Origin of the sequence: Streptomyces glaucescens, assembly GCF_000761215.1 — a bacterium.
GTDB lineage: Bacteria > Actinomycetota > Actinomycetes > Streptomycetales > Streptomycetaceae > Streptomyces > Streptomyces glaucescens_B.
This window is the reverse complement of the sequence record NZ_CP009438.1, coordinates 4,891,317-4,913,540: the sequence shown is the minus strand read 5'-3', so window position 1 is coordinate 4,913,540 and position 22,224 is coordinate 4,891,317. Positions and strand designations below refer to the sequence as shown.

Annotated in this window: 23 protein-coding genes; 1 reads left to right on the top strand and 22 read right to left on the bottom strand. The window is 73.1% G+C overall.

All coding sequences use genetic code 11. The annotated features are described in order from the left end of the window. Window positions 1–141: 141 nt before the first annotated feature. The 5 genes from SGLAU_RS21395 to SGLAU_RS21375 all read right to left on the bottom strand — a co-directional run bounded on the left by SGLAU_RS21395 (window position 142) and on the right by SGLAU_RS21375 (window position 6,463). On the bottom strand, window positions 142–849 hold the full coding sequence (locus tag SGLAU_RS21395; protein WP_078957821.1) for a transglycosylase SLT domain-containing protein: 708 nt from the start codon (window positions 847–849) through the stop codon (window positions 142–144). Between the two features lie 424 nt (window positions 850–1,273). Continuing rightward, on the bottom strand, window positions 1,274–2,599 hold the full coding sequence (locus SGLAU_RS21390; RefSeq protein ID WP_043503768.1) for a PhoH family protein: 1,326 nt from the start codon (window positions 2,597–2,599) through the stop codon (window positions 1,274–1,276). 358 nt (window positions 2,600–2,957) lie between these two features. Further along, complete coding sequence (locus SGLAU_RS21385) at window positions 2,958–3,731, bottom strand: isoprenyl transferase (RefSeq protein WP_043503765.1); 774 nt, start codon at window positions 3,729–3,731, stop codon at window positions 2,958–2,960. A 1,016-nt stretch (window positions 3,732–4,747) separates the two neighbouring features. Then, the gene (locus SGLAU_RS21380; RefSeq protein ID WP_043503763.1) at window positions 4,748–5,533 is read right to left on the bottom strand and encodes a class I SAM-dependent methyltransferase; all 786 of its coding nucleotides are present in this window, start codon (window positions 5,531–5,533) and stop codon (window positions 4,748–4,750) included. A 57-nt stretch (window positions 5,534–5,590) separates the two neighbouring features. Then, window positions 5,591–6,463: an LLM class flavin-dependent oxidoreductase gene (locus SGLAU_RS21375; RefSeq protein WP_043503762.1), complete on the bottom strand. Its 873-nt coding sequence runs from the start codon at window positions 6,461–6,463 to the stop codon at window positions 5,591–5,593. 212 nt (window positions 6,464–6,675) lie between these two features. Here SGLAU_RS21375 and SGLAU_RS21370 point away from each other — a divergent pair, with 212 nt between their 5' ends. Further along, window positions 6,676–7,056 carry a DUF192 domain-containing protein gene (locus tag SGLAU_RS21370; RefSeq protein WP_043503761.1) on the top strand — a complete coding sequence of 127 codons (381 nt, stop codon included), beginning with the start codon at window positions 6,676–6,678 and terminating at the stop codon, window positions 7,054–7,056. A 52-nt stretch (window positions 7,057–7,108) separates the two neighbouring features. On the opposite strand, the gene mycP is transcribed toward SGLAU_RS21370, so the two are convergent. The 17 genes from mycP to SGLAU_RS21285 all read right to left on the bottom strand — a co-directional run bounded on the left by mycP (window position 7,109) and on the right by SGLAU_RS21285 (window position 22,164). Further along, a complete protein-coding gene (mycP, locus tag SGLAU_RS21365) occupies window positions 7,109–8,455 on the bottom strand; it encodes a type VII secretion-associated serine protease mycosin (RefSeq protein WP_043503759.1) in 1,347 nt (448 codons plus the stop codon). Between the two features lie 27 nt (window positions 8,456–8,482). Continuing rightward, window positions 8,483–10,114, bottom strand: a complete 1,632-nt coding sequence (locus SGLAU_RS21360) for a hypothetical protein (protein WP_043503756.1) — start codon at window positions 10,112–10,114, stop codon at window positions 8,483–8,485. Between the two features lie 41 nt (window positions 10,115–10,155). Continuing rightward, window positions 10,156–10,683, bottom strand: coding sequence for a hypothetical protein (locus SGLAU_RS21355; protein ID WP_043503754.1), 528 nt, complete (start codon window positions 10,681–10,683; stop codon window positions 10,156–10,158). Window positions 10,684–10,826: 143 nt separating this feature from the next. Then, on the bottom strand, window positions 10,827–11,447 hold the full coding sequence (locus SGLAU_RS21350) for an OmpA family protein (RefSeq protein ID WP_043503751.1): 621 nt from the start codon (window positions 11,445–11,447) through the stop codon (window positions 10,827–10,829). A 7-nt stretch (window positions 11,448–11,454) separates the two neighbouring features. Further along, window positions 11,455–12,036: a hypothetical protein gene (locus SGLAU_RS21345; RefSeq protein ID WP_043503750.1), complete on the bottom strand. Its 582-nt coding sequence runs from the start codon at window positions 12,034–12,036 to the stop codon at window positions 11,455–11,457. Window positions 12,037–12,071: 35 nt separating this feature from the next. Next, window positions 12,072–12,668, bottom strand: coding sequence for a pilus assembly protein TadG-related protein (locus tag SGLAU_RS21340; RefSeq protein ID WP_043503748.1), 597 nt, complete (start codon window positions 12,666–12,668; stop codon window positions 12,072–12,074). Beyond that, window positions 12,665–12,826 (bottom strand): Flp family type IVb pilin, encoded by a 162-nt coding sequence (locus SGLAU_RS35515; protein ID WP_043503746.1) that lies wholly within the window; start codon window positions 12,824–12,826, stop codon window positions 12,665–12,667. Before SGLAU_RS35515 ends, SGLAU_RS21340 begins: the two co-directional genes overlap by 4 nt. A gap of 111 nt (window positions 12,827–12,937) precedes the next feature. Then, window positions 12,938–13,726 carry a response regulator gene (locus SGLAU_RS21330; RefSeq protein WP_043503745.1) on the bottom strand — a complete coding sequence of 263 codons (789 nt, stop codon included), beginning with the start codon at window positions 13,724–13,726 and terminating at the stop codon, window positions 12,938–12,940. After that, complete coding sequence (locus SGLAU_RS21325; protein WP_078957820.1) at window positions 13,723–15,132, bottom strand: sensor histidine kinase; 1,410 nt, start codon at window positions 15,130–15,132, stop codon at window positions 13,723–13,725. Before SGLAU_RS21325 ends, SGLAU_RS21330 begins: the two co-directional genes overlap by 4 nt. Before the next feature lie 3 nt (window positions 15,133–15,135). Continuing rightward, window positions 15,136–16,023, bottom strand: a complete 888-nt coding sequence (locus SGLAU_RS21320) for a DUF5936 domain-containing protein (protein WP_043503743.1) — start codon at window positions 16,021–16,023, stop codon at window positions 15,136–15,138. Between the two features lie 36 nt (window positions 16,024–16,059). After that, window positions 16,060–17,004 carry a type II secretion system F family protein gene (locus tag SGLAU_RS21315; protein ID WP_043503741.1) on the bottom strand — a complete coding sequence of 315 codons (945 nt, stop codon included), beginning with the start codon at window positions 17,002–17,004 and terminating at the stop codon, window positions 16,060–16,062. 6 nt (window positions 17,005–17,010) lie between these two features. Beyond that, entirely contained in the window at window positions 17,011–18,348 is a 1,338-nt protein-coding gene (locus SGLAU_RS21310) for a CpaF family protein (RefSeq protein WP_043503740.1), read from the bottom strand. Beyond that, window positions 18,345–18,722 carry a TadE/TadG family type IV pilus assembly protein gene (locus tag SGLAU_RS21305; protein ID WP_043503737.1) on the bottom strand — a complete coding sequence of 126 codons (378 nt, stop codon included), beginning with the start codon at window positions 18,720–18,722 and terminating at the stop codon, window positions 18,345–18,347. The genes SGLAU_RS21310 and SGLAU_RS21305 overlap by 4 nt, the downstream gene beginning before the upstream one ends. A gap of 1 nt (window position 18,723) precedes the next feature. After that, window positions 18,724–19,053, bottom strand: a complete 330-nt coding sequence (locus tag SGLAU_RS21300) for a pilus assembly protein (protein ID WP_244315245.1) — start codon at window positions 19,051–19,053, stop codon at window positions 18,724–18,726. A gap of 140 nt (window positions 19,054–19,193) precedes the next feature. Continuing rightward, the gene (locus SGLAU_RS21295) at window positions 19,194–20,450 is read right to left on the bottom strand and encodes an AAA family ATPase (RefSeq protein ID WP_043503732.1); all 1,257 of its coding nucleotides are present in this window, start codon (window positions 20,448–20,450) and stop codon (window positions 19,194–19,196) included. Window positions 20,451–20,459: 9 nt separating this feature from the next. Continuing rightward, complete coding sequence (gene cpaB, locus SGLAU_RS21290; protein WP_043503731.1) at window positions 20,460–21,167, bottom strand: Flp pilus assembly protein CpaB; 708 nt, start codon at window positions 21,165–21,167, stop codon at window positions 20,460–20,462. 142 nt (window positions 21,168–21,309) lie between these two features. Beyond that, window positions 21,310–22,164, bottom strand: coding sequence for a hypothetical protein (locus SGLAU_RS21285; protein ID WP_078957818.1), 855 nt, complete (start codon window positions 22,162–22,164; stop codon window positions 21,310–21,312). Between the last annotated feature and the right edge of the window lie 60 nt (window positions 22,165–22,224).

Sequence of the window (22,224 nt, the reverse complement as noted above, 5' to 3'; positions counted from 1 at the left end):
CCCTCTCCCCCGTCGGTCCCCACCACTCCCCCCTGGAGTCGTCCCGTCAGACCGTACATGGCGAAAGCCCCTCGCCGTAGGACGGCGAGGGGCTGCGCGGGGTCGAGCGGGCTGCGGGCCGCTGTCTGCGGGCGCCGCGGCCTAGTACCAGTGGTTGGCCTGCCAGAACGACCAGGCGCCGCAGGGGCTGCCGTAACGCTCGTTCATGTAGTTCAGGCCCCACTTGATCTGGGTGGCCGGGTTGGTCTGCCAGTCGGCGCCGGCGGACGCCATCTTGGTGCCGGGCAGCGCCTGGAAGAGGCCGTAGGCACCGGAGGAGGGGTTCACGGCCCGGTAGTTCCAGTCGGACTCGTGGTCCACGATGTTGCTGAAGCACTGGAACTGGTCGCCCGGCACCATCTGCGCGGCCATCGACTGGATCTGCGCGATGGAGTACGAGCTCTGGACGGCGAAGGTGGCGGCGTCGGCCCGGGCGGCGTCGCGGCTGGCCTTCTGCTCGGCCTCCTCGCGCTCCTTGGCTTCCTTGGCCTCCTGGGCGGCCTTCTCGGCCTGCGCCTTCTTCGCGATCGCGGTCTCGGCGGCCTTCTTGCGGGCCGCCTCCTCGGCGTCCTTCTTCGCGGTCGCGTCCGCGGCGATGGCCTGCACGTCGGCCTGCTGCGTCAGGGACGCGGTCTGCACCTGGGCCTGCTGGCCCGCGGGGATGTCCGCGAGGAACGTCAGGTCGGTTGCCGCCGCCTCGGCGTCGTTGTTCTGCGCGGTGCTGCCCGAGGCAACGCCGACGACGCTCCCGACTGCGGTGACCGCGGTGGCCGAGGCCACTGCGAATCCCCGGACCGAAATCCGGCTCACACGGTTTCCTTCCAGCATCGCCCGCTTCGGTGACCCTGGCGGACGCAATCGTGCCCCTGACACTGGCCTCCCCAACTGCGGGTCACGGGAGGCGCGGGCCCGGTGGGCAACTCCCCCGAGGGGAGCGCCGCATGGTGCTCGGGCGGCATACGACGGCTGCTATGGAGTTGGTGGTGCCGTATCGCTGGGGATACAGGTGTGTCGTATGCGGGGCCTGACAGGAGTGAGACTCTGCCGCACGGTGACGCCGGTAGGCAATTCCGAGTTGCGTGTGAAAGCTCACATCCCGTTTGCGCCGGGGGATTTCCTCGTTCCCGCACACGCGAAGGCGCCGCCCGGCTAGGCTCTTGGCCTTTCCGAACGGCGCCAACTCATCCGCAAGCACCGCGAGATGGGGCGAGCGGAGCAGACGATCGCAAGCGGATCAGATCTGCCCGTCCTCCAGCATTTCGGTCACAAGTGCAGCGATCTGGGATCTCTCCGACCGGGTGAGGGTGACGTGCGCGAACAGCGGATGCCCCTTCAGCTTCTCCACGACGGCGACGACACCGTCGTAGCGCCCGACCCGCAGGTTGTCGCGCTGTGCCACGTCGTGGGTCAGCACGACCCGCGAATTGGCGCCGATCCGGGACAGGACGGTCAGCAGGACGTTGCGCTCCAGCGACTGCGCCTCGTCCACGATCACGAACGCGTCGTGCAGCGAGCGGCCGCGGATGTGGGTGAGCGGCAGCACCTCCAGCATGCCCCGCGCGGTGACCTCCTCGATGACCTCACGGCTGGTCACCGCCGAGAGGGTGTCGAAGACGGCCTGCGCCCACGGGCTCATCTTCTCCGCCTCGGTGCCGGGCAGATAGCCCAGCTCCTGCCCGCCGACCGCGTACAGCGGCCGGAAGACCATCACCTTCTCGTGCTGACGGCGCTCCAGCACCGCCTCCAGCCCCGCGCACAGCGCCAGCGCCGACTTGCCGGTGCCGGCCCGGCCGCCCATCGACACGATCCCTACGTCCGGGTCGAGCAGCAGATCGAGCGCGATGCGCTGCTCGGCGCTGCGCCCCTTGATGCCGAAGGCCTCGCGGTCGCCGCGCACCAGCCGGACGTTCCCCTCCGGGGTCACCCGGCCGAGGGCCCGGCCGCGCTCGGAGTGGATGGTCAGGCCCGTGTGCACGGGCAGCTCCGCCGCCTCGGGGACGTGGATGTGGCCTTCCTCGAAGAGGATGTCCACCTGTTCGGCGGGCAGCGTCAGCTCGGCCATCCCGGTCCACCCGGAGGAGTCCGTGATGGCGAGCTCCGCGCGGTACTCCTCGGCCAGCAGACCCACGGAGGAGGCCTTGATCCTGAGCGGCAGGTCCTTCGACACGACGGTGACGTCGAACCCCTCGGCCTGCAGGTTGCGGGCGACCGCGAGGATGCGGGAGTCGTTGTCCCCCAGGCGGTAGCCGGTGGGCAGCACGCTGGGGTCCGAGTGGTTGAGCTCGACACGGATCGTTCCGCCCAGGTCGCCGATCGGGATGGGGGCGTCGAGACGGCCGTACCGCACCCGGTAGTCGTCCAGCAGGCGCAGGGCCTGCCGGGCGAAGTAGCCGAGCTCGGGATGGTGCCGCTTGGCCTCCAGCTCCGTGACCACGACGATGGGGAGCACGACCTCGTGCTCGTCGAAGCGGCTCAGGGCGTTCGGGTCGGACAGCAGGACGCTGGTGTCGAGAACATAGGTGCGCCGGTCTGGCTTGTGGCGCTGTGCGCTGGTCACCACGGAAGGACGTACCCCCTCGGATGAGGTCGGGGAGCGACGGAGCGGAGCTGGACCGGTCGTCGGCCGCCCTGCACGCACAGGGGGCGAGAACCGGCCCCCCGCTGCTTCTTCCGTGCCGAGGACCGCACGGTCGGGCTGGTGCAAAGGGCCTCCCGGGCGGACGGCCCCGTGCCGCCCGCTGAGATCCGACACCCGTGGTTCGGGCATCGACCTGTCTGGTCTATGCCCTCGAACACGCGATGCCATGCCACGGCATATGACGGCGCGCCGGTGAACTCCACGTGACATGCGCCGTCTTGCCGCCCTTTGCCCCCGCCGGAAGGGGTACCCGTACGCCCGCTCGGGGGGCGTTTATGGGTCAGCCGCCGTAACGGCGGTGGCGCGCCGCGTAGTCACGCAGGGCGCGCAGGAAGTCGACCTTGCGGAAGGCCGGCCAGAAGACGTCGCAGAAGTAGTACTCCGAGTGGGCGGTCTGCCACAGCATGAATCCGGACAGCCGCTGCTCGCCGCTGGTGCGGATCACCAGGTCCGGGTCCGGCTGGTCACCCGTGTAGAGGTGCCGGCCGATCATGTCGGTGTCGACGGCCTCGGCCAGCTCCTCGACCGAGGTGCCCTTCTCGGCCGCCTCGTTCAGCATCGAGCGGACCGCGTCGGCGATCTCCTGCCGGCCGCCGTAGCCGATGGCGACGTTGACCAGTATCCCGTCGATGTGGGCGGTGGCCTCCTCGGCCTCCTTCAGGGTGGTCTGCATGCCCGCGGGCAGCAGGTCCATGGTGCCCACGTGATGCACCCGCCAGCGGCCGTCGGCGGCGAGGGTGCGCACGACGTCCTCGATGATGCCGAGGAGCGGGCCCAGCTCCTCCTGCGGCCGGTCGAAGTTGTCCGTGGACAGCAGCCAGAGGGTGACGACCTCGACGTCCGTCTCGGTGCACCAGCCGAGGAACTCCTCGATCTTCTCGGCGCCGGCCCGGTGGCCGTGCACGGTGCTGGAGCCCGCGGCCTTCGCCCAGCGGCGGTTGCCGTCCATGATCACGCCGATGTGCTTGGGCACCTGAGCGTGGTCCAGGTGACCTTCCACCCGGCGCGCGTAGAGCCTGACCAGCAGGCCGCGCAGCTTGTCGCGCAGGTTCACGTGATTGTCAGCCCCTCCGGTGCGGATCGGACAGGGGATGGGCACGGCGCTCCTGCGGCGGCTGGGCCGGGAGCGGGTCGGGTGCGTCCCTGTCCGTATGGCGGTCCCCGGGGCGAAGCCTACCCCCGCTGCGCCGAAGTGCCGTTCCCGGGCCGGGACGCGCTCCGGACGGGGGAGCGGGGGCCGGCCCGGGGAGGGGCGGGGTCACCCAGGGGGGACCCTGAGGCGGGCCGGGGGTGGAAGCGAGGCGGGCCGGGGGTGGAAGCCGGGGCCGGCCGGGGGTGGAAGCCGGGGCGGCTTCGGAACACAAGAGAAACGGGCCGGTCCGTGGGGGGGGAGACGGACCGGCCCGAGGGGGGGTTTCCACCATAACCCTTCGTAAGGGCCACCGCGCACATCGGCGCGCCACAACTACGCTCCGAAGTCGCCCGGCGACGCCGCGCTCGGCGCCGGAAGTGCGGTCCCACCGGGGCTTCAGGCCGGTCCGCGGGGTTTTGCGGGCCCGTTCGGGTGTCCCCCGTGCGGGCGACCCCGGCGGGTCGGCGTCCGCTTGACGACCGAGCGGGTGGGGTCGGTCCGACGACCCCTGGGAGCGATCCGCCTGACGGCCGGCCGGGCTGTCGTGCCCGAAGGCGCGTCCGGGCGGGAGCAGGGTGCGCCGCGCAGCCCCCTCCACTGCGCGGTGCCGCCGCGCAGCTTTGCTCACGCGAATTCCCTTGGTCTGAACTTACTCGAGTGAGCGCCCGTGAGGCGAGCCGCAGGCGATAACGATGTGGAAACACGGAACGGGCACGCGAGCGGGTGAGCCGCGCCGTGGCCCCAACACCCTTACGGCCCACACCGGTTCACTCCTTCACCGCATCCGCACGGATGCGAGGGAACCGGGCGGCTTCCGCGACGGACCAGCACGGCGCCCCGGTACGGCGGCGCGCCCCCGGCGGCGCACCCCCGGCGGCGCGCCGCCGGGGACGGCGGATCCCGGGTGGCGGGAGCCCTGTTGGGCGGCGCCCGGGTGCCTACCCGGGCTTGCGCGCGACGAAGAGATGCCGGGTGCTGTGGGCGACGAACGGGCCCTCGTCCCGGATCCGCTCATGCAGGGCGCGCAACCGCGGCTCGTACGCCGCCACGGTGAAGCCCGGCACCATCCAGACCACCTTGCGCAGGAAGTGGACCACGGCGGCGATGTCGTGGAACTCCATCCGCAGCCGCTCGGCCCGCAGTTCCACGACCCGCAGACCCGCCGCCTCGGCATCCGCCCGCTCCCGTTCCGGGTCGCGGCCCCGGCGGACCTCCTCCGGCTGGGGTCCCAGGAAGTACTCGACGAGTTCGAAGACGCTGTGCGGCCCGACGTGCTGGGCGAAATAGGTGCCGCCGGGCTGGAGCACCCGGGCGATCTCGTCCCAGTGCGGCTCCACGGGGTGCCTGCTGGCGACCAGGTCGAAGGCGCCGTCGGCGAACGGCAGGGGCGCGTCCTGCGGGGCGGCCACGACCGCGACACCGCGCGGCCGGAGCAGTGCGGTGGCCTTGGCGACGTTGGGCGGCCAGCCCTCGGTGGCCACGGTCAGCACCGGGGCGGTCGCGGCCCGGCCCAGCGCGAAGTCGAGGACCTCCCCGCCCCCGGTCTGGATGTCGAGGACGGCACGCGCCGTGCCCAGCCGCCCGGCGAGCGACTCGGCGTACCGCCACGAGGGCCGCGCCTCGGTGGCCCGTCCCTCGAACCAGGAGAAGTCCCACCCCTCGGTGGGCACGGAGGCACCCTCGTCGACCAGTTCCTCGAAGGTGGGGGTGTGCTGGGTTTCCATGACGCGACCGCCTCGGACTCTCTCTCTTCGTGTGTTGCGTTGCTTGCCGTTCACTCTTCAGGACACCAACGGCCGTACCCGCTCCGCCGCGAACCGCACGAACCCCTCGGGGTCGGGCTCGTCGGCGGTCGGCTGGAGTACGACCGAGTCGGCACCGGCCTCGACGAGCCGCCCGACCGCCCCGGCGACATCGGCGGCGTGACCCGCGACCCCCAGCCCGGGCACGTCCCCGAGGCCTTCGGCGGCCAGCTCCGCCCGCAGCCGGGCGGAGGCGTCGGGACCGGTCGCGGTCAGCAGGTAGACGACGACGCGGTGCGGCCCGGTCCGCCCCGCCGCCGCGCGCCCCTCGTCGATGAGCCGCCGTGCCCGGCGTACGCCGTCCGGGGGCGTGGCCGCGGTGAGGACGGTGCCGTCGGCGGCCTCCCCCGACAGCCGCAGCGAGCGCGGACCGGTGACCCCGGCCAGCACTTCCGCCGGTTCGAGGGGCGGCCAGTCCAGGGCCACGCCGTCCAGCCGTACGTACCGGCCGTCGGTGCTGACCCGCTCCCCTCGCAGCAGGGCCCGCAGCGCCGTCAGGTACTCCCGCAGCAAGGTCACCGGCGACTCGGCCCGCGCCCCCACCTGGCCCATCCAGTCCTGCACGCCGTGCCCGACGCCCACGACCGCGCGGCCCGGGAACATGCGGTGCAGGGTCGCCGTCTCCATCGCCGTGACGGCCACGTTGCGCAACGGGACGGGCAGCAGCCCGACTCCCACCCTGACCCGCTCGGTCCAGGCGAGCGCGGCGGCGGCCGTGGAGATCCCGCCCTCCAGGAAGCAGTCCTCCCACAGCCACAGCTCGTCGAGCCCGGTGTCGTCGGCGAGGCACGCGAGGGCGCGCAGTCGCTCGGGCGGGAGCTGCGGGCGGAACACGGCGCCGAGTGCGGTCATGGGACCACCTAACGGCGCACCGGGTCCGGGGGACAACCGGTTTTCACCGGATCCCTGAGGCCGGCGCCCTCGCCTCGTACCGCGCCCCGTCGCCGAACCCACGGTCGAACTCATGGCCGAACGCGTGGCGCTCCAGGAGCCGGTGGGCAGGTCGGCGAGGACGGCGCGCGTTCTGGCGCATGGGCCGCCTCCGGGTGGGGAGGGTGCGTGTCATGACGCGGCGTTGGAGTGACGGACGGGGACGGCTGCTCGTGCACGGACCGGGCGGTGACGTGCCCGTGCCCGTGCCCCTGGAGCTGGCGACCTCCTGGCGCGCCCGCACGAAGGGCCTGCTGGGCCGCGACACGGTGGACGGCGCCCTGCTGCTCTCCCCCGCGTCCTCCGTGCACACCTTCCGCATGCGTTTCCCCATCGACGTCGCCCACCTCGACCGGCACCTCCGCGTGCTCGCGGTACGCACCATGCGACCGGGCCGCCTGGGCCTGCCCCGGCTGCGCGCCCGGCACGTGCTGGAGGCGAGCGCGGGGGTCATGGCGGAGTGGGGCGTACGGCCCGGCGTCCGGCTGTCGATCGAACAGGATCCGGCCGAGTAGCGTCGCGCCTCCCGAGGCGCGGCAGGCGCGCGGTACCGCGTCACGGGGACCGTCAATGGTACGGGCCGCCCCGTGGCGTACCGCCCGGCCCGGGCGGAGTGAGCCGACCGCCGTCGTACGGGCTCCGCTGCCCGGGGGCGACGGGCGGTGGCGGGACGGCCCCCGGGCGCGGGCGCCTGCGGAGCACGACGACCGCCGCCGCGAGCGCCGCGAGGACGACGGCCGCGCCGATGCCCAGCACCGCCCACAGGCGGCCGCGCCCGGAGTCCTCCGTCACCGAGCGGCTCGGACCGCTGCCGCCGTCCGCCTCGGCCGGCGTCTGCGCGGGCTGCCCCGCGGGCGCGCCCGCCGAGGGGGACGCCGGGCCGCTCCCGGCGGCCCCGAGGTCGGGCAGCGGATAGACGTCCGCCGGGCCCGGGTCGCCGGGATTCCGCAGGGCGATGCGGGGGCGGACGATGCCGTACCCGATGGAGTCGTTGCGCTCGGCGCCGTCCGTGGGAGCGCCGATGGTGTTCAGCATGACGCGGAGGACCTGGTTGTTGGTCCAGGTGGGGTGCTCGGACCAGATGAGGGCGGCGCTGGCGGAGGCGAGGGCGGTGGCGTCGCTGGTGCCGTGGCTCTTGCAGAGACCCGTGCGGCCTCCACAGGCGTGGACCATGTCCTCACCCGGGGCGGCCAGGTCGACGTGAGGTCCGAACCCGGATTCCTCGGTCCTGGACAGATCCCGGCCCACCGCCGCCACAGCCACCACTCCAGGCGTGGCCGCCGGGTAGAACACCGGATTGCCCTCGTCGCCGCTGTTGCCGACGCCCGCGAAGACCAGCGAGCCACGGTCCAGGGCGTACTTCACGGCGGCAGTGAGGTCGTCACTCGTGGTCGTCGAGGCCAGGGAGACATTGATGATCTGCGCATCCGCGTCCGCCGCGAGCCGAATGGCCTTGCCGAGGACTCCGGCGAAGGCGAAGCCCGCCGTCGGGTCGTCGCCCTGGCTGGGTACTCGGACCGGGAGGATCTCGGCACCCGGCGCAAGGCCGTACGCGCCGTTTCCGCCTCCGTAGCCCCCGGTGCCGGCGATCAGCCCGGCCATGGACGTGCCGTGACCGAGGTAATCCGTGTGCTCGTCGCCGGGCCGGGACGTCGCCAGGTCCCGCCCGTCGAGGACTCGCCCTTCGAGGTCGGGGTTGCCGGGGTCGACACCGGTGTCGATCACCGCGACGGTGATGCCCTCGCCCGTGCTCGTCCGCCACATCTCCTCGGCGTGCATGGCGTCCAGATGCCACTGCTGTGAGCGGGTCGAACCGGCCCACGCGGGAGTGGCGGCACCACTCATCAGCAGAAGGCCGGCGACTGCCGACACGGCAGCCCGGAGCCGGGTGTGCCGTGTCCTGTTGGTCGGCATGCGGGTCCCTCTTCCGTCCTTCGCGCGTCAGTCGGTTGCCGAAGCTCCGTCGCGACGGCCGGTCTGCTGCCGCCCGCCCTGTCGAGATCTGGTGGGGCTGAGGGGCCGTCGGCCGCCGGCACGATCGCCCTCATCGCTCGGCGTGCCTCCGGTGATGCCGCCTCGGGTCGGTGCGGAGGGTACCGGGGCACCGGGGCGGGCCGGCGCTCGGCCCGCCCGCTGCGGAGTGCCGCCGACCACGCCGCTCCGCGGGGTGGACGGGGCCCGCACCGCCAGGGCGGGCCCCGTCGGTCCACGGTGTGCGGCAGGGTCTCCGCCCACGACTGTCCCACCAGGCAGGCGGCCGGACGGCGTCCCCGCGGCAGGCGTCACCGAAGGACGTCCCCCGGCGACGGCCTGGTTGACCGGATGTCCGCCCATGACGCCAGGGCTTGCCGGCCGTGCGCCCACGGCACCCGGGCCCGTCGGACGTCCGCCTGTGACGGCCGGTCCGGTGGGCCTCCCGCCCATGACGCCCGAGTCGGTGGGCCGCCCGGCCGGAGCTCCGGAGGCAGCGGGCACGTCGCGGCCGGGGCCCGCACCCGGCCCCGCGAGGGTCCTGCCGGCAGCCGTACCGGAGATCGACCGGTGCGGGAACGGACCACCTGCCGCGATGTCGCGTCCACGCGGAAGGCCCGTGCCTTCCTGCCGCGGCGCGAACGGTACGCGCCCACCGGTGGTCGGCCTTCCTCCGCCCCCGGAGACGGTGGGCCTACGCCCTCCGCCGCGGTCAGAAGTTGGCGGGATCATCCCTGTCGCAGCCGGAAGCACGGATGGATCCGGGCGGGTCGGGGCGGTCGGTCCCGGTGCCGTGACGGGGATGTGCCTTTCGGGAAGCGTGCCGGCCGAGTCGATCTCGACGTGCACCGGGCGGCCCGTGGTGGCCGGTCGGTGCGGATCGGCCGGCGCACCGGTGAAGGACCCCGCCTCGTCGGGCCGCCCTGCTGTGGCCTGCCCGGCCGCCTCGCCGGCCGGCCGGGCCACGGGTGACGCGGCGTCACCCGCATCCTCGCCCCGGGCACGCCCGCTGCTCGGACGGGCCAGGTCCTCGGGGGTGCCGATGCTGATCGCGGCGGGCGGCGGCGGGAACTCGGGCCGGGGCAAGCTGTCCATCTGCGACGACGACAGGGCATACGCCTGCGCGAGCTTGCGCATCTCGGCCGCCGCCTCCTGGCGCACCTTCTCCTTGCGCGCCTTCAGCGCCGCGAGCTCGGCACCGGACCTCGCGGTGAGGTGGGCGCGGGCCGCCGTGGGGCCGGCCGAGGTGCCCGACTCGTCGCGCGGTACGGCGGCCTGGGCGGTGGCAATCGCGCCGGATGCCAGGGAGAGCCACGTGCCCGAGTCGCCGCTGAAGTCGGCCAGCCGCAGGGCGGAGTTGGCGAGATCGCCCGCCCAGGTGCGGAAGGCGTCCGCGCCCTCGCCCTTCCACTCCACCCACTGCGGCCGGATCTTCAGCTCCTCCGCGATCTCGCGGATCTGCTCGGCGGCGGCGACGAGCTTCCGGGCAGCGGCCTGGACGGTCCCGCTGTCCGCCTGGTCCAGCCAGGCGAGCATCTGCTCGTGGCTCATGCCCTCGAAGGACGTGCCGCCACGGGAGCCACCGGATCCCTCGCCTGCCATCAGCCTTCTCCCCGTCCTCGTACCGTTTCCTGGCGCCTGGCTCAGATCGTGCCGCCGGCGTCGCCGTTCGGCGGCTTCCGGACGCCGGCTGCGGTGCCGCCGCCCGTCGCGCCGTGGTGCTTCGCGCGCTCCGGGTCGTAGGGGCCGCCGTAGTGCTCGGTCGTCTCGGCGGTGATCGCGGCCATGCGGTCACGGACGTCCACGTCGATGTTCTCGTAGCCCTTGTGCGAAGCCAGGACAGCGATGGACATGGCCTCCATGCAGTCCGAGAGCAGCTCGGAGAAGTTCTCCAGGTCGGTGATGACCTTCTCGTACGACGTGTACAGGCCCGCCGCCTCGGTCCAGGATCCGTCGCCGCCGCCGAACTTCCCGCGTCCGAGCTGCTCCCGGCCCACACGGGTGGGACCGGCCTGTGACTCCTTCAGGTCGCGGACGAGTTCGTCGACCCGCTTCCGGAACGTCGTGAACGACGACAGCTCGGTGGACAGGTCCTGGACCGCGTCCCTCGCCGTGTCGAACACACCGGACAGCCAGGGCGAGCCCGTCCCCCCACCGTCGCTCGGCAGCACTCGGTGCCTCCCCGTTCCCCCGTACGGCCTCCGGAAAGCGAGACCTCTCCGCACACTCTAGTCACCGGCAGTGACACTCGGTTCCTGAGCGACGTCGCAGCGTGAACATCCGGCCATCCTCGACGGGCGGTCAGCGGGCGCCGTCAGCCCTCCCCCCGCGGGAACGACACCTCCACCCGGCGGTTCTTCTTGCGGCCCTCCTCCGAGGTGTTCGAGGCGATCGGGTAGTCCTCGCCGTAGCCACGGACCTCGAAGGTGACGCCCGGGTCGTTCAGCTCCGCGTCCAGCACCGCGTGGACGGCGTTCGCCCGCTGCTTCGACAGGACGTCGCCGTGGGCCGAGGAGCCGAGGTCGTCCGTGAAGCCGAAGACGCGGATGCGGGTCGCGTGCTGCGCCTTGATCTCCTGTGCGATCGCCCGGAGGCGTGCCTTCGCCTCCGCGCCGAGCCGAGCGCTGTCCTTGGGGAACAGCACCTCGGCCTGAAGGGCGAACTTCACGTCCGCGTTCGTGTCCTCCCGGCGCTCCTCGCCGCTCTCGTCCTCCACGACCTGCTTGATGTCGAGGACCTTCGGCTCGGCCAGTGTGGCGCCCTCCGGCAGCTTCAGGTCGGGGTCGTTGGCGTCCAGCTCGACCGGGGCCGCGGCGGTGGCCTCCGTGCCCGGCGGGACGCTGGGGCCGTCGTCGGCGTGGGCGGTCGTGGCGGTGTAGAGGGTGGTGGTGAGGAGGAGGGTGGCGGTGAGGGCTGCGGTGAGTCGTGAGGTCATCGGGGGCTCAGCCGGAGATCTTGATCGGGGCAGTGGCGAACATCGGGAGCTGGAGGGTCACCTCGGTGGTGTCGGCAGGCGGCGCCGGGAACTGCATGAAGACGGGGAGGGTCTCACCGGACTTCAGGGCCGGGAAGTTCGTCGTCGTGAGCGGACGCCCATCGGTGTCACGCAGCACGTAGTAGCGCTTCTTGCCCTGGGAATCCACCAGCGTGGCCCCGCCGAGCGACCGGCCGTTGCGGATGATCTCCGTCTCGTTGCCGCTGAGCTGGGCCGGAACGTTCACCGTATCGCCGCCGTCGTTCTTCAGGGTCCCGCTCACCGTCACGAACCCGCCCGAGTCACGTACGGCGGAGGTGATCTGCAGCAGCAGGCTGTCCGGCCCCTTGAGTTCGGTGAGTGGTTCGTCCGACTGCCCCTCCTGGGCCCGCTGATCGGAACCGCCCGGCTGTGAGGCGGATGCCGACGTCTGCGGCTTCTCGTCCTCGCCGTCCCCGCCACCGCATCCGGCCACGCCGAGGGCCAGCCCGGCCACCACGGACAACGCGGCCATCCCCCTGCGGGCCTTCGCTGTGAACCGAATGCTCATGCCTCTGCTTCCCTTGGTCACTCGTCGTTCGCCTGTCAGTCGGCCAGATGGACCTCGAACAGGTCCTCCGGGTCCGGTAGGTCGGTGAGGTCGTCCGGCGACAGGTCCCACTCCTCGCCCTCGCAGCTGAGCGGGGGCAGCTCCACGCCTTCGGCGTCCTCGGCCGGCAGTTCGAAGGTGCATCGGGACTCGATGACGGCCCTGGCCGAGGCCTTGGCGTGGATGTCCTCGGTACCGGGGACGATGCTGTCCCCCACGGTCCCGTCCGTCTCGACCTCGACTTCGTAGCCCAGCAAGCCGTCCGGACCGCAGGCCCGCACCTGAGCGTCGTTGGCCGCGGCCAGCTCGTGGGCGCGCCAGCAGGAGTCGGCCACCTCCACGTCACCGTCGAAGATGCGTCGCCAAGCGGCCGGGTCCTTCACGTTCTCCAGCCACTCCCCGGCCAGCTGGTCCCTGGTGTCGAGGGCCGCGGCGAGTGCTGCCGCATCGGCCGCGGTCTGGGCGTCGCTCCTGGTCGCCGCCGCTTGCCCGACCGCAAGGTAGGCGAACGCGAGAAAGAGCAGGCCCGCCACCACCGTGATGTAGATGGGAAAGGCCTGCCCCGCGTCGTCGAGCCTCCGGGACCGCGTCAACCGCCGGTGACTTCGGTGATCTTGTCGGTGATCGCGTTGTAGATCGACTGTCCGATGTCCGTCCCCGTGATGGCCAGCACGATCGCCACGACCACCGCGATGATGCCCAGGTACTCCACCGCGGTCTGGCCCTTGTCGTCGCTCCACTTGGTGCGCATGGTGTTTCCCTCCGGGTGTGCCGCTGTCGGTGCCGGAAGGGTAGGGCGGGGTGGGGGCTGTCATCGAGGGTCCGTGGGCCCAATCGTGGGCCCAACGCGGGGCGGGCGGGGTCATTGCCGGCCCCTGGGGGAGCCGGGGGTCGTGCCCAGCCACTTGGCGGTGGCCTCGGCGCGGCTGGTGCTGTGCAGTTTGGCGAAGATGCGGTTGATGTGGTTCTTGACCGTCTTCTCGCTGATGAAGCAGGCGGCGGCGATCTGCTGGTTGCTCATGCCGGACGCGATGAGGTCCATGATCTCCGCCTCCCTCGTGCTGAGTTGGTACCGCGACTGTGCCACAGGCGGTTGCATTCGCGAAAGCTGTTCGGGGGAAGTCGGCTTTCCGGCTAGTGCAGTTGGCGTAGTCGAGGCGTTTGCAGCCGCATCCCTGGCGGCACCCTCCGCTCGGAGTCTGGTCAGCAGCGCGCCCGCCGCGGTCGCGGTGAGGTGGGCCTTGCCCTCCTTCACGTCCCGGATCGCCGTGACGAGTTGGTCCGGGGTGAACTCGCCGTGGACCAGATAGCCGCCCGCCCCGAGCCGCAGGGCCTCCTGGACGATCTCCGACTCGCGGCTGTAGGTGAGCATCAGCACCGGGGCCAGCCGTACGAGGTGCGGCAGGGCGGACAGGCCGTCCACGCCGGGCATGCGGACGTCGAGCAGGATCACGTCGGGCCGGCGGGTGCGGGCCGCCTCGTACGCCTCGCGGCCGTCCGCCGCCTCGGCCACCACCGTGATGCCGGGGCGGCCGGAGAGCAGGGCGGTCAGTCCCGCCCGGACGACCGGGTTGTCGTCGGCCACGATCACCCGCAGGGGTGCCGGGGGCGGAGGCGCGTCGAACGGGGACGGCGTCTCGGGGTTCCTCATGCCGTGTCGCCCGGGCTCGTCGGCGCCTGCAGCGCCGCCAGGGGGAGGTCCACACGGACCTCCGTGCCCCGGGGGTGTGTGCCGCGTCCGATGCGGATGCGGGCGCCCACGGACGCGGCGCGTTCGACCATGCCGAGGAGGCCGAAGTGGCCGGCGGCGCGGAGTTCTCCCAGAGTGGTGCCGGGAGGCAGCCCGCGGCCGTCGTCGTGGACGCTGAGGTGGAGCCGGTCGCCCGTCACGCCCGCGCTCACCCGCACGCGGGTGGGGGCGGCGTGGCGGTGGGCGTTCTCCAGGGCTTCGGCGGTGATGGTGAGCAGCTGACGGGCCACCGCGGGCGGGACGGGGGGCGGGGGGCGGTCGCCCGTGGGGCGGCAGGTCGCCGGGATGGCGGTGCGGGCGGTGAAGTCGGTGGTGCGGGCCGTCAGCTGGGCGAGGAGGTCCGTGGGTTCCGGGGGGTCCGGGTCGTGGCGCAGGTCGGTGAGGAGCCGGCGGGATTCCGTGGCGGCCCTGCGGGCCGAGCGGGCGACGAGGTCCGCCTGCCGGCGCAGCACCGCCGCGTCCGGCTCCGGCGCGTTCGCCGAGGCGGCCAGGCCCTCCGCGGCGAGTGCCACGCCGTGCAGGGTCTTGGCCACCGAGTCGTGCAGTTCGCGGGCGAGGCGGGCGCGTTCCTCGGCGACCGCCTCCGTGGCGGCGAGGCGGGCCTGGACGGACGTCAGGGCCTGGGTGGCCGCGCCGAAGCGGAGCATGAGGCCCCGCAGCGCCGAGCCGGCCGCGCCGGCGATGACGCACAGCCCGGGCAGCAGCAGGGCCTCGGCGGCGGTGCGGTGCTCGGAGCGGGCCAGGGTCGCCTCGACCAGGAGGAGGATCACCGACTGGAGGGAGGCGAAGCAGGCGGCGCCGCGCCAGCTGTAGGCGAGGCCGGCCAGCAGGGGGGTGCAGACGCTGACGTAGGCGAGGGTGGTGTCGGGGCCCGCGGAGACGAGGAGGAGTGAGCCGAAGAGGGTGTCGGCGGCCAGCAGGGCGGGGTGGCGCAGGAGGAGGGGGCCGAAGCGTTCCCAGTCGCGGAACAGGGCGTAGGACGCCATGAAGGTGACGACGACCGCCGCGCCGACGAGGTTGGCCCCCAGGCCGGGGGCGGCGTTGAGGAGCGCGGCGGGGGCGGCCAGGGCGATCATGGCCAGCCGGAAGCCGAACACCTGACGGCAGAGCGCCTGGAGCGCGTTGACCTGGAGGGAGAGGGTGGGGGCCGACACGTCCGGTGCGGAGGCGGCAGCCGTCGTGGGGGTGGCCGGCGGTGTGGTCCGCCGCGTCCACACCGGCCACCGTGTCCACGCCGGCCGGCGCGTGCTCCGGCGCGGCCGCGGCCCCGCCGCCCGGCGGCCCGTGGGAGTCGAGATCGTCGCCATGTGTCACTCACCCGTGATGGTGCCGAAGTCCGTGCCCGAGCCCAGCAGGAGGCCGGCGCCCAGCAGCAGCATCGTCGCCGGGACCATGAACGTGGTGATCATCATGGTGGCCTTGGGCACGGCGCGGGCGGCCTTGCGGCGGGCGTTCTGCGCGTCGGTGCGCCGCATGTCCTTGGCGAGGGCGACGAGGGTGTCCACGATCGGGGCGCCCAGCTCCTCCCCCTGCTGCAACGCCGTCACGAACATGGCGACCTGCTCGGAGTCGTTGCGGCGGCGCAGTTCGGCGAAGGCCTGGCGGCGGCTCATGCCGAGGTCCATCTGGCGGAGGGTGATGCGCAGCTCGTCGGCCCAGGGGCCCTCGTAGCGCGAGGCGACGCGGTCGAGTGCCTGGCGGAAGCCGAGGCCCGCGCTGACGACGACGGCGAGGACGTCCAGGAAGTCCGGCAGGGTGCGTTCGATGACGTCCTTGCGGACGCGGATCGCCGACCAGATGCCGACTTCCGTCCAGAACGCCCCGAAGGCGAGCAGGAGGAGGGTCATGAGGAGGTTGCCCTGGAGCAGGAAGACGAGGGCGCCGGCGCCGCCCAGGGCGCCGTACACCGCGCGCCTCGCGGCGTAGCGGTCGATGGTGAGGCCGCCGGGGTTGCCCGCCAGGTCGATCTTGCGGCGGTACCGGGCGACCTGCCTCGGGCCCATGAGGCGCAGCACGGCGGGCGCGTACCGCATGCCGAGGCGGTCGACGAGCGAGTCGACGGCGCCCGTGCGGGTGGCGCCCACCTCCAGGGCGAGCGCGAGGTCGGTGGGCAGTTTGGCGTCGGCCCGGTACATGCGGATCCCGGCGAAGACGCCCCCGACGCCGACGGCCGTCAGCAGGGCCAGCAGCAGTGCCATGTCCCAGGTCTCCCTTTCCTCACAGACTCAGGTTCCTCAGACGTCGATCCGGGACATCCGGCGGATCAGTACGAATCCGACCGCGTACAGCGCGAACGCGATGACCACGCAGGCCTGGCCGACGGGTGAGCCGGTCATGCGTTCCAGGGCTCCGTCCTTCACCCCGTTCATCAGGAAGAGGGAGCCGATGCCCATGACCGGGACCGCGTACGAGGTCATGTTCACCTGGGAGAGCTGGGTGCGGATCTCGCGCCGGGTCTCCTTGCGCTCCTCCAGCGTCTCCGTGAGGTTGCGCAGCGCTCCGACCAGCTGCCCGCCCGCGCGGTTGGCGAGGACGAGGGTGGTGACCAGGACCACCAGTTCCCGGGAGGGGAGGCGTTCGGCCAGCTCGCCGAGCGCGTCGTCCATCGAGGCGCCGACGGCGAGCTGGTTCGCCACCTTGGCCAGTTCCTCGCCCGCCGGGGCTTCGAGTTCCTCCGCCGCCATGCCGATGGCGGTGCGCAGGGCGAGCCCGGCGTGGGTGGCGTTGGCGAGGATCCGGGCCAGTTCGGGGAGCTGGTTGATGAAGCGTTCGATGCGTTTCTGGCGCTGCCAGTTGAGGAACTGCAGCGCCGCCCACACGCCGAGCAGGCCCGCGATCGGGCCGAAGAAGGGCGCGAGGGCCGCCTGCCCGACCAGCCACAGTCCGGCGACCGCGGCGAGCATCGCGGCGAGGAACTCGCCCGGGGTGACGTCCAGTCCGGTCGCGGCCAGCCGCAGTTCCAGGCGCCGGCCGGCCTTGGTACGGCGCACCCGGCGGTCGAGGCCGGGGAAGCGGCGCCGGCGGCCGGTGACCGGGACCTGGCCGGTGGCCGTGAGCCGGTCGACGAGGGCCTGGCGCTGGGCGCGGCCCGTGGCGTAGGCGTGTACGCCGACGACGGCGAGGACGCAGGTCAGCAGGGTGATCCCGGTCGTCAGGGAGACGAGGGTGGTCAGTTCCATGGCGTTCTACCTGGCCTCTCGGGTCGCGAGCTGGTCCGCGGTGCGGGCGACGCCGTAGGCCTGCGGGACGGGCTGGCCGGCCAGGTGGAGGCGGTCGGCGGTGCGGCGGGGCAGCGGGAAGTGGCGGAAGGCGCCGTGGACGCGGCCGTCGGGGGTCATCGGCTGTGCTTCGAACCGGGCCACGGTGGCCAGCCGGTACGGCTCTCCGCCGTGGCTGTCGAGGACGGCGACCTCGGTGACGCGGCGGGCGCCGTCGGCGAACCGGGTGAGCTGGACGATCACGTCGACGGCGCTGTTGATCTGGTCGTGCAGGGCGACGAAGGGCACTTCCACGTCCGACATGGACGCCAGGGTCTGCAGCCGCATCAGCGCGTCCTCGGCGCTGTTGGCGTGGACGGTGGCCAGGGAGCCGTCGTGGCCGGTGGACATGGCCTGGAGCATGTCCAGGGACTCGCCGCCGCGGACCTCGCCGACCACGATCCGGTCGGGCCGCATGCGCAGGGAGTTGCGGACCAGGTCGCGGATGGTGATCTGGCCCTTGCCCTCGACGTTGGGCGGGCGGGACTCCAGGCGGATGACGTGCTGCTGCTGGAGCTGGAGTTCGGCGGAGTCCTCGATGGTGATGATCCGCTCGGTCTCCGGGATGAGGCCCGAGAGGGCGTTGAGCAGGGTGGTCTTCCCGGTGCCTGTGGCGCCGGAGACGATGATGTTGAACCGGGCCTGCACCAGGCCGGCGAGCAGGTGGAGCATGGGCTCGTCGAGGGAGCCGAAGCCGATCAGCTCGGGGAGGGTGAACGAGCGCGGGAAGCGGCGGATGGTGAGGGTGGGGCCGGTGAGGGAGAGCGGCGGGATGATGACGTTGACGCGCTCGCCGGACGGGAGCCGGGCGTCGACCATCGGGTTGGACTCGTCGACCCGCCGGTTGACCGTGGACACGATCCGCTCGATGGTCTGCATCAGCTGGTCGTCGGAGGCGAAGCGCAGCGGGAGCTGTTCGACCCGGCCGCCGCGCTCCACGAAGATCGCGTCGGGGCCGTTGACCATGATCTCGGTGATGGAGGCGTCCTCCAGGAGTGGTTCGAGGATGCCGAGGCCGAGTGCCTCGTCGACCACCCGGCGGATCAGCTGGGCGCGCTCCACCGTGGACAGGACGGGGCCCTCGCGGCTGATGATGTGCCCGAGGACGCGCTCCAGGCGGGCGCGGCGCTCGGCGGCGGCGAGCGCGCTCATCTCCGCGAGGTCGATCTCCTCCAGGAGCTTGGCGCGGTAGGAGGCGACCAGGTGGCCGTCCTCGCCCCGGGTGCCGTGTTCCTCGGGGGAGTTGATGCGTGCCCGCAGGCTCATGGTTCCGTGCTCCTCGGTGCGTGGTCGCGGGGCATGGTGGCGGACTTGCGGGCGTCGCCGAAGTCCCAGCCGGGCACGACGGAGGGGATGCCGACGGTCGCGGTGACCTCCACCTCGTCGCCTCCTCCGCCGCCGGCGCAGGACGTCGCGTCGGCCAGCCACCCGCTGACCGCGGCCCGGCAGTCGGCGGCGTAGGGCCCGCCGAGGGAGGCGCTGCGGGCCCCGGCGCGGGCCGCGGTGCCGGCCTGCTGGGCGGCGTAGGCGATCAGCCCGAGCTGGACCCCGGCCAGCGCGACGAGGACCAGGACGGGGATGAAGCCGAGGTATTCCAGCGCCACCTGGCCGCGGTCCCGGGCTCTGCTGTCGTACGGCATCTCAGTCCGTCTCCTCCTCGACGGCGCCCGCGTGGCCCGTCACCTCGAAGGGGAAGTCGACCGTGCCGGGGAAGAGGACGGGCACGCTCAGGGTCACGTCGGCCGTGACGTAGCCGCCCCCGCCCGAGCAGCTCACTCGCGCTCCTCCCTGCCAGGCGGAGGGGAGTTTGTCCCGGCCCGCCGCCTCGCAGGCTCCCTGGCGCTCCCCCGGGCCCGCCTCGGTGGCGGCCCGCACCGCCTCGTCGGCAGCGTTACCCGCGAGCACGTAGGTGTATCCCAGCAGCACGAACTGCCACAGCAGCACGAGCGTGAGCAGGATGAGCGGGGTCATCCCGAGGAACTCCACGGTGACCTGGCCGCTGTCCGCCGCTCCCCGCCGCCGCACGGCCGGGCCGGGCGGTGGAGCGGACGCCGCTGCCGCCGGTCCCCCGCCCCGGTGACGCGGGTGCCGTGACCCGGTGGGCCGCATGGTCAGCCCCCCGAGTCCCGGCGCCTGCGCAGGCTCACCGCGCCCCGGTCGACGCGCAGCCGGCCGCCCGCCCGGCGGTCCCCGGGTGCCGCCTTGACCAGCCCGAGTTCCCCCGCGAGGGCCCACAGGGCCTGTTTGACGGTGCTGCGGTTGTCCAGTTCGTGCAGGCGGCCCGCGTCCACGGCGGCCTGGAGTTCCTTGAAATGGGCGGGGACGGTGGTGGCGGCCACCGCCGTGCCGGTGATCCTGCGGACCAGCGCGGGCTGGATCTCGGCGGCGCGCGTGTGCCGGTTGACGACGATCGTGGTCTCCTCCGCCTTGCGGATCTGGAGCCGGTCCCACATGCGCACCGTGCGTTTGGCGCCGCGTACGGCGATCACGTCGGGGGTGGTGACCAGCAGGGCGGTGTCGGCCATCTCGACGGCCGCCGCGCCGGCCCCGGTGAGCTGGGCGCCGCAGTCGACGACGACCGTCTCGTAGCGGGAGCGCAGGGCGCTGACGATCTGCCGGGCGGCGCGGTCGGTCACCTCCTCGCCGCGTTCGCCCTCGCCGGGGGCGAGCAGCAGGGCGAGGCCGCTGTCGTGGCGGAAGACGGCGTCGGCGAGGACGCGCGGCGAGATGTCGGTGATGGCGGAGAGGTCCACGACCGAGCGGCGGAACTGGACGTCGAGGTAGGAGGCGATGTCCCCGGTCTGGAGGTCCATGTCGAGCAGGGCGGTGGCGCGCCCGGATGCCTGGGCGGCGAGTGCCAGCTGGACGGCGGTGACCGTGGCGCCGACGCCGCCCTTGGCCCCGCTGACGGTGACGACCGTGCCGCCGGCGCCGGTGAACACGTCACCGCCGTGGCCGAGGTGGCGGCGTACGCCGGTGGACCACTGGGAGACCGCCTGGACGCGGCTGGCGAGTTCCTCGTAGCCGAGCGGGAGGGTGACCAGGCCGCGGGCGCCGCAGTCCATGGCCGCCTGGAAGAGGCCGGGGCTCGCGTCGGAGGTGACGAGGATGACGCCGACCGCGGGGAAGCGCAGGGCGACCTCGCGGATCAGTTCCAGGGCGGGCACGGGTCCGATCCGCTCGTGCACGACGACGACCTCGGGGAGTTCGTCGACGGATTCGGCGGCGTGCCGGGCGAGGGTGTCGACGAGCTGGGTGGAGTCCGCCACCGGCGGGACGGGCTCGGCGTCCGGGAGCTGGCTGAGCAGGGTCGTCACGGAGCGGGCCGCGTCCGCGTCACCGACCGCCGGCAGGATCCTGGTGGGCATGCGGGCCTCTCACTTGTCCTTCGCGAGTTCGTACGTCCGGTCCTCGTCGGGGACCGCGGAGTCGCCGCCGGGCGCGACCAGGGCGAGCCGGACCCGCTCGGCGAAGGACTCGGCGTAGGTGATGCGCTGGGCGTCCAGGGCGGAGAGGGCGAAGGTGATCGGGACGGCGTCGGTGGGCTCCCGGCCGCGGTCGTTCTCGTCGGGCTTCAGCGCGGTCAGCTCACCCACGTCGAGGACCCGGGCGTTGGTCACGATGATCTTGGACTGGTCGGGGGCGCCCTCGCGTTCGCCCTCGAAGGTGGCGTAGACGTTCACCCGGGCACCGGCGGTGATCTTCCCGGCGACGCCGGTCGCCGCGTCGATCAGGATCGCGACCTCCTGCTCGCCCGGCTGGAGGGCGGGCCGCTCCACGATCATGTCGGTTTGGAGCAGGGAGCCGGGCCGGAGGGTGGTGACGGCGATCTTGCCCCGGATCTCCGCGAGGTCGCGGACCGCGGTGGGCGACAGCCACCGTTCCGGCATCGAGATCTTCTCGAACTGGGCGGCGGTCAGCGGGGTGTAGGGCTCCACCTCCGCCCTCAGGCGGTACGCCGTGACCTCGGGGCCGACCTTGGACTTCACGTCGTTGACGACGGAGAGGACGCCCGCGAACGCGCCCAGGGCGCACAGGACGGACAGGAGGAGCAGTATCACGCCGCGGCGCTGACGGGAGTTCATGACGCGGGGGACCTCATCGGGGGGGGGTGGCGGTCGGGGCTTCTCGGGTGCTCGTCGGGGGACGGTGGGGGCTTTTCGGGGCTGGTCGGGGGCGGTCGGGGCTTCCCGGCGCTGTTCGGGTGCGGTGGGTGGCTGCGGGTGCTCACCCGGCGGTGGGCTGGTGGTGCCGTTCGGGTGGGGGTGCGGGGGCGGTCGCCGAGCAGAAGACACAGCGGTCGCCGATGACGTCCATGCCGCACCAGTGGCAGACGGTCTGCCGCACCGAGCCGACGAGCTGGTAGAGGACGGACAGGTCGGGCAAGTAGGAGCAGAACTCGATCAGTTTGCCGGTCCCCCACCAGGCGGCGGACTCGGCGGGCAGTGCCGTCTCGCGCAGGCCCTGGACCTTCCAGGACGGGCCGAGGGTGCCGGTGATCCAGTCGGACTGGAGCTGGCCCTTGGCGGTGAGCATCCAGGTGGCGAACTCGGGGCCGGTGAGGGAGGCGCCGGGGCCGAGCCGCACGAGCTGGGGCTGCGGGTGCGCCACGACGGCGAACTGGCTGCTGGGCAGCCAGGACTTGGCGTGCGCCTTGAGGTCGACGGGGATGCGGTCGAGGCGGGCGACCGAGCCGAGCAGGGCGCCGGCGTGGAGGTAGTGGGTGAGCAGCCGGCCCGCGCAGGCGAGGACGCCGGGGCCGAGGTCGCAGGAGGCGAGCTGGCGTAACTGGCGGGCGAGGACGGCGACGCCGAGCGGCGGCAGAGCGGGAGTGAGCAGGGCGATCCGGTCGGTCTCGAGCAGGGAGCGGACGGTGCGCAGCCGGCGCTCGACGGCGGCGGGGACGGCCGCGGAGTGGACGACGACGAGGTGGCCGTGGGCCTCCAGGACGGCCGTCACCTCGGCGAGGACCTGGTCCAGGGGACGCCGGTCGAGGTCCTTCAGGACGGTCGCGGGCAGCGTCCGTTCGTCCTGCGGTGGCAGCGCCAGGTCGGCGCTGGTCACGGCAATGGCAGTTGGCACGCGCAGCTCCCCGTCTCACGCCGGTCGGTCCGCCGGGGCTACTCCGTCGCACCGAGGTGA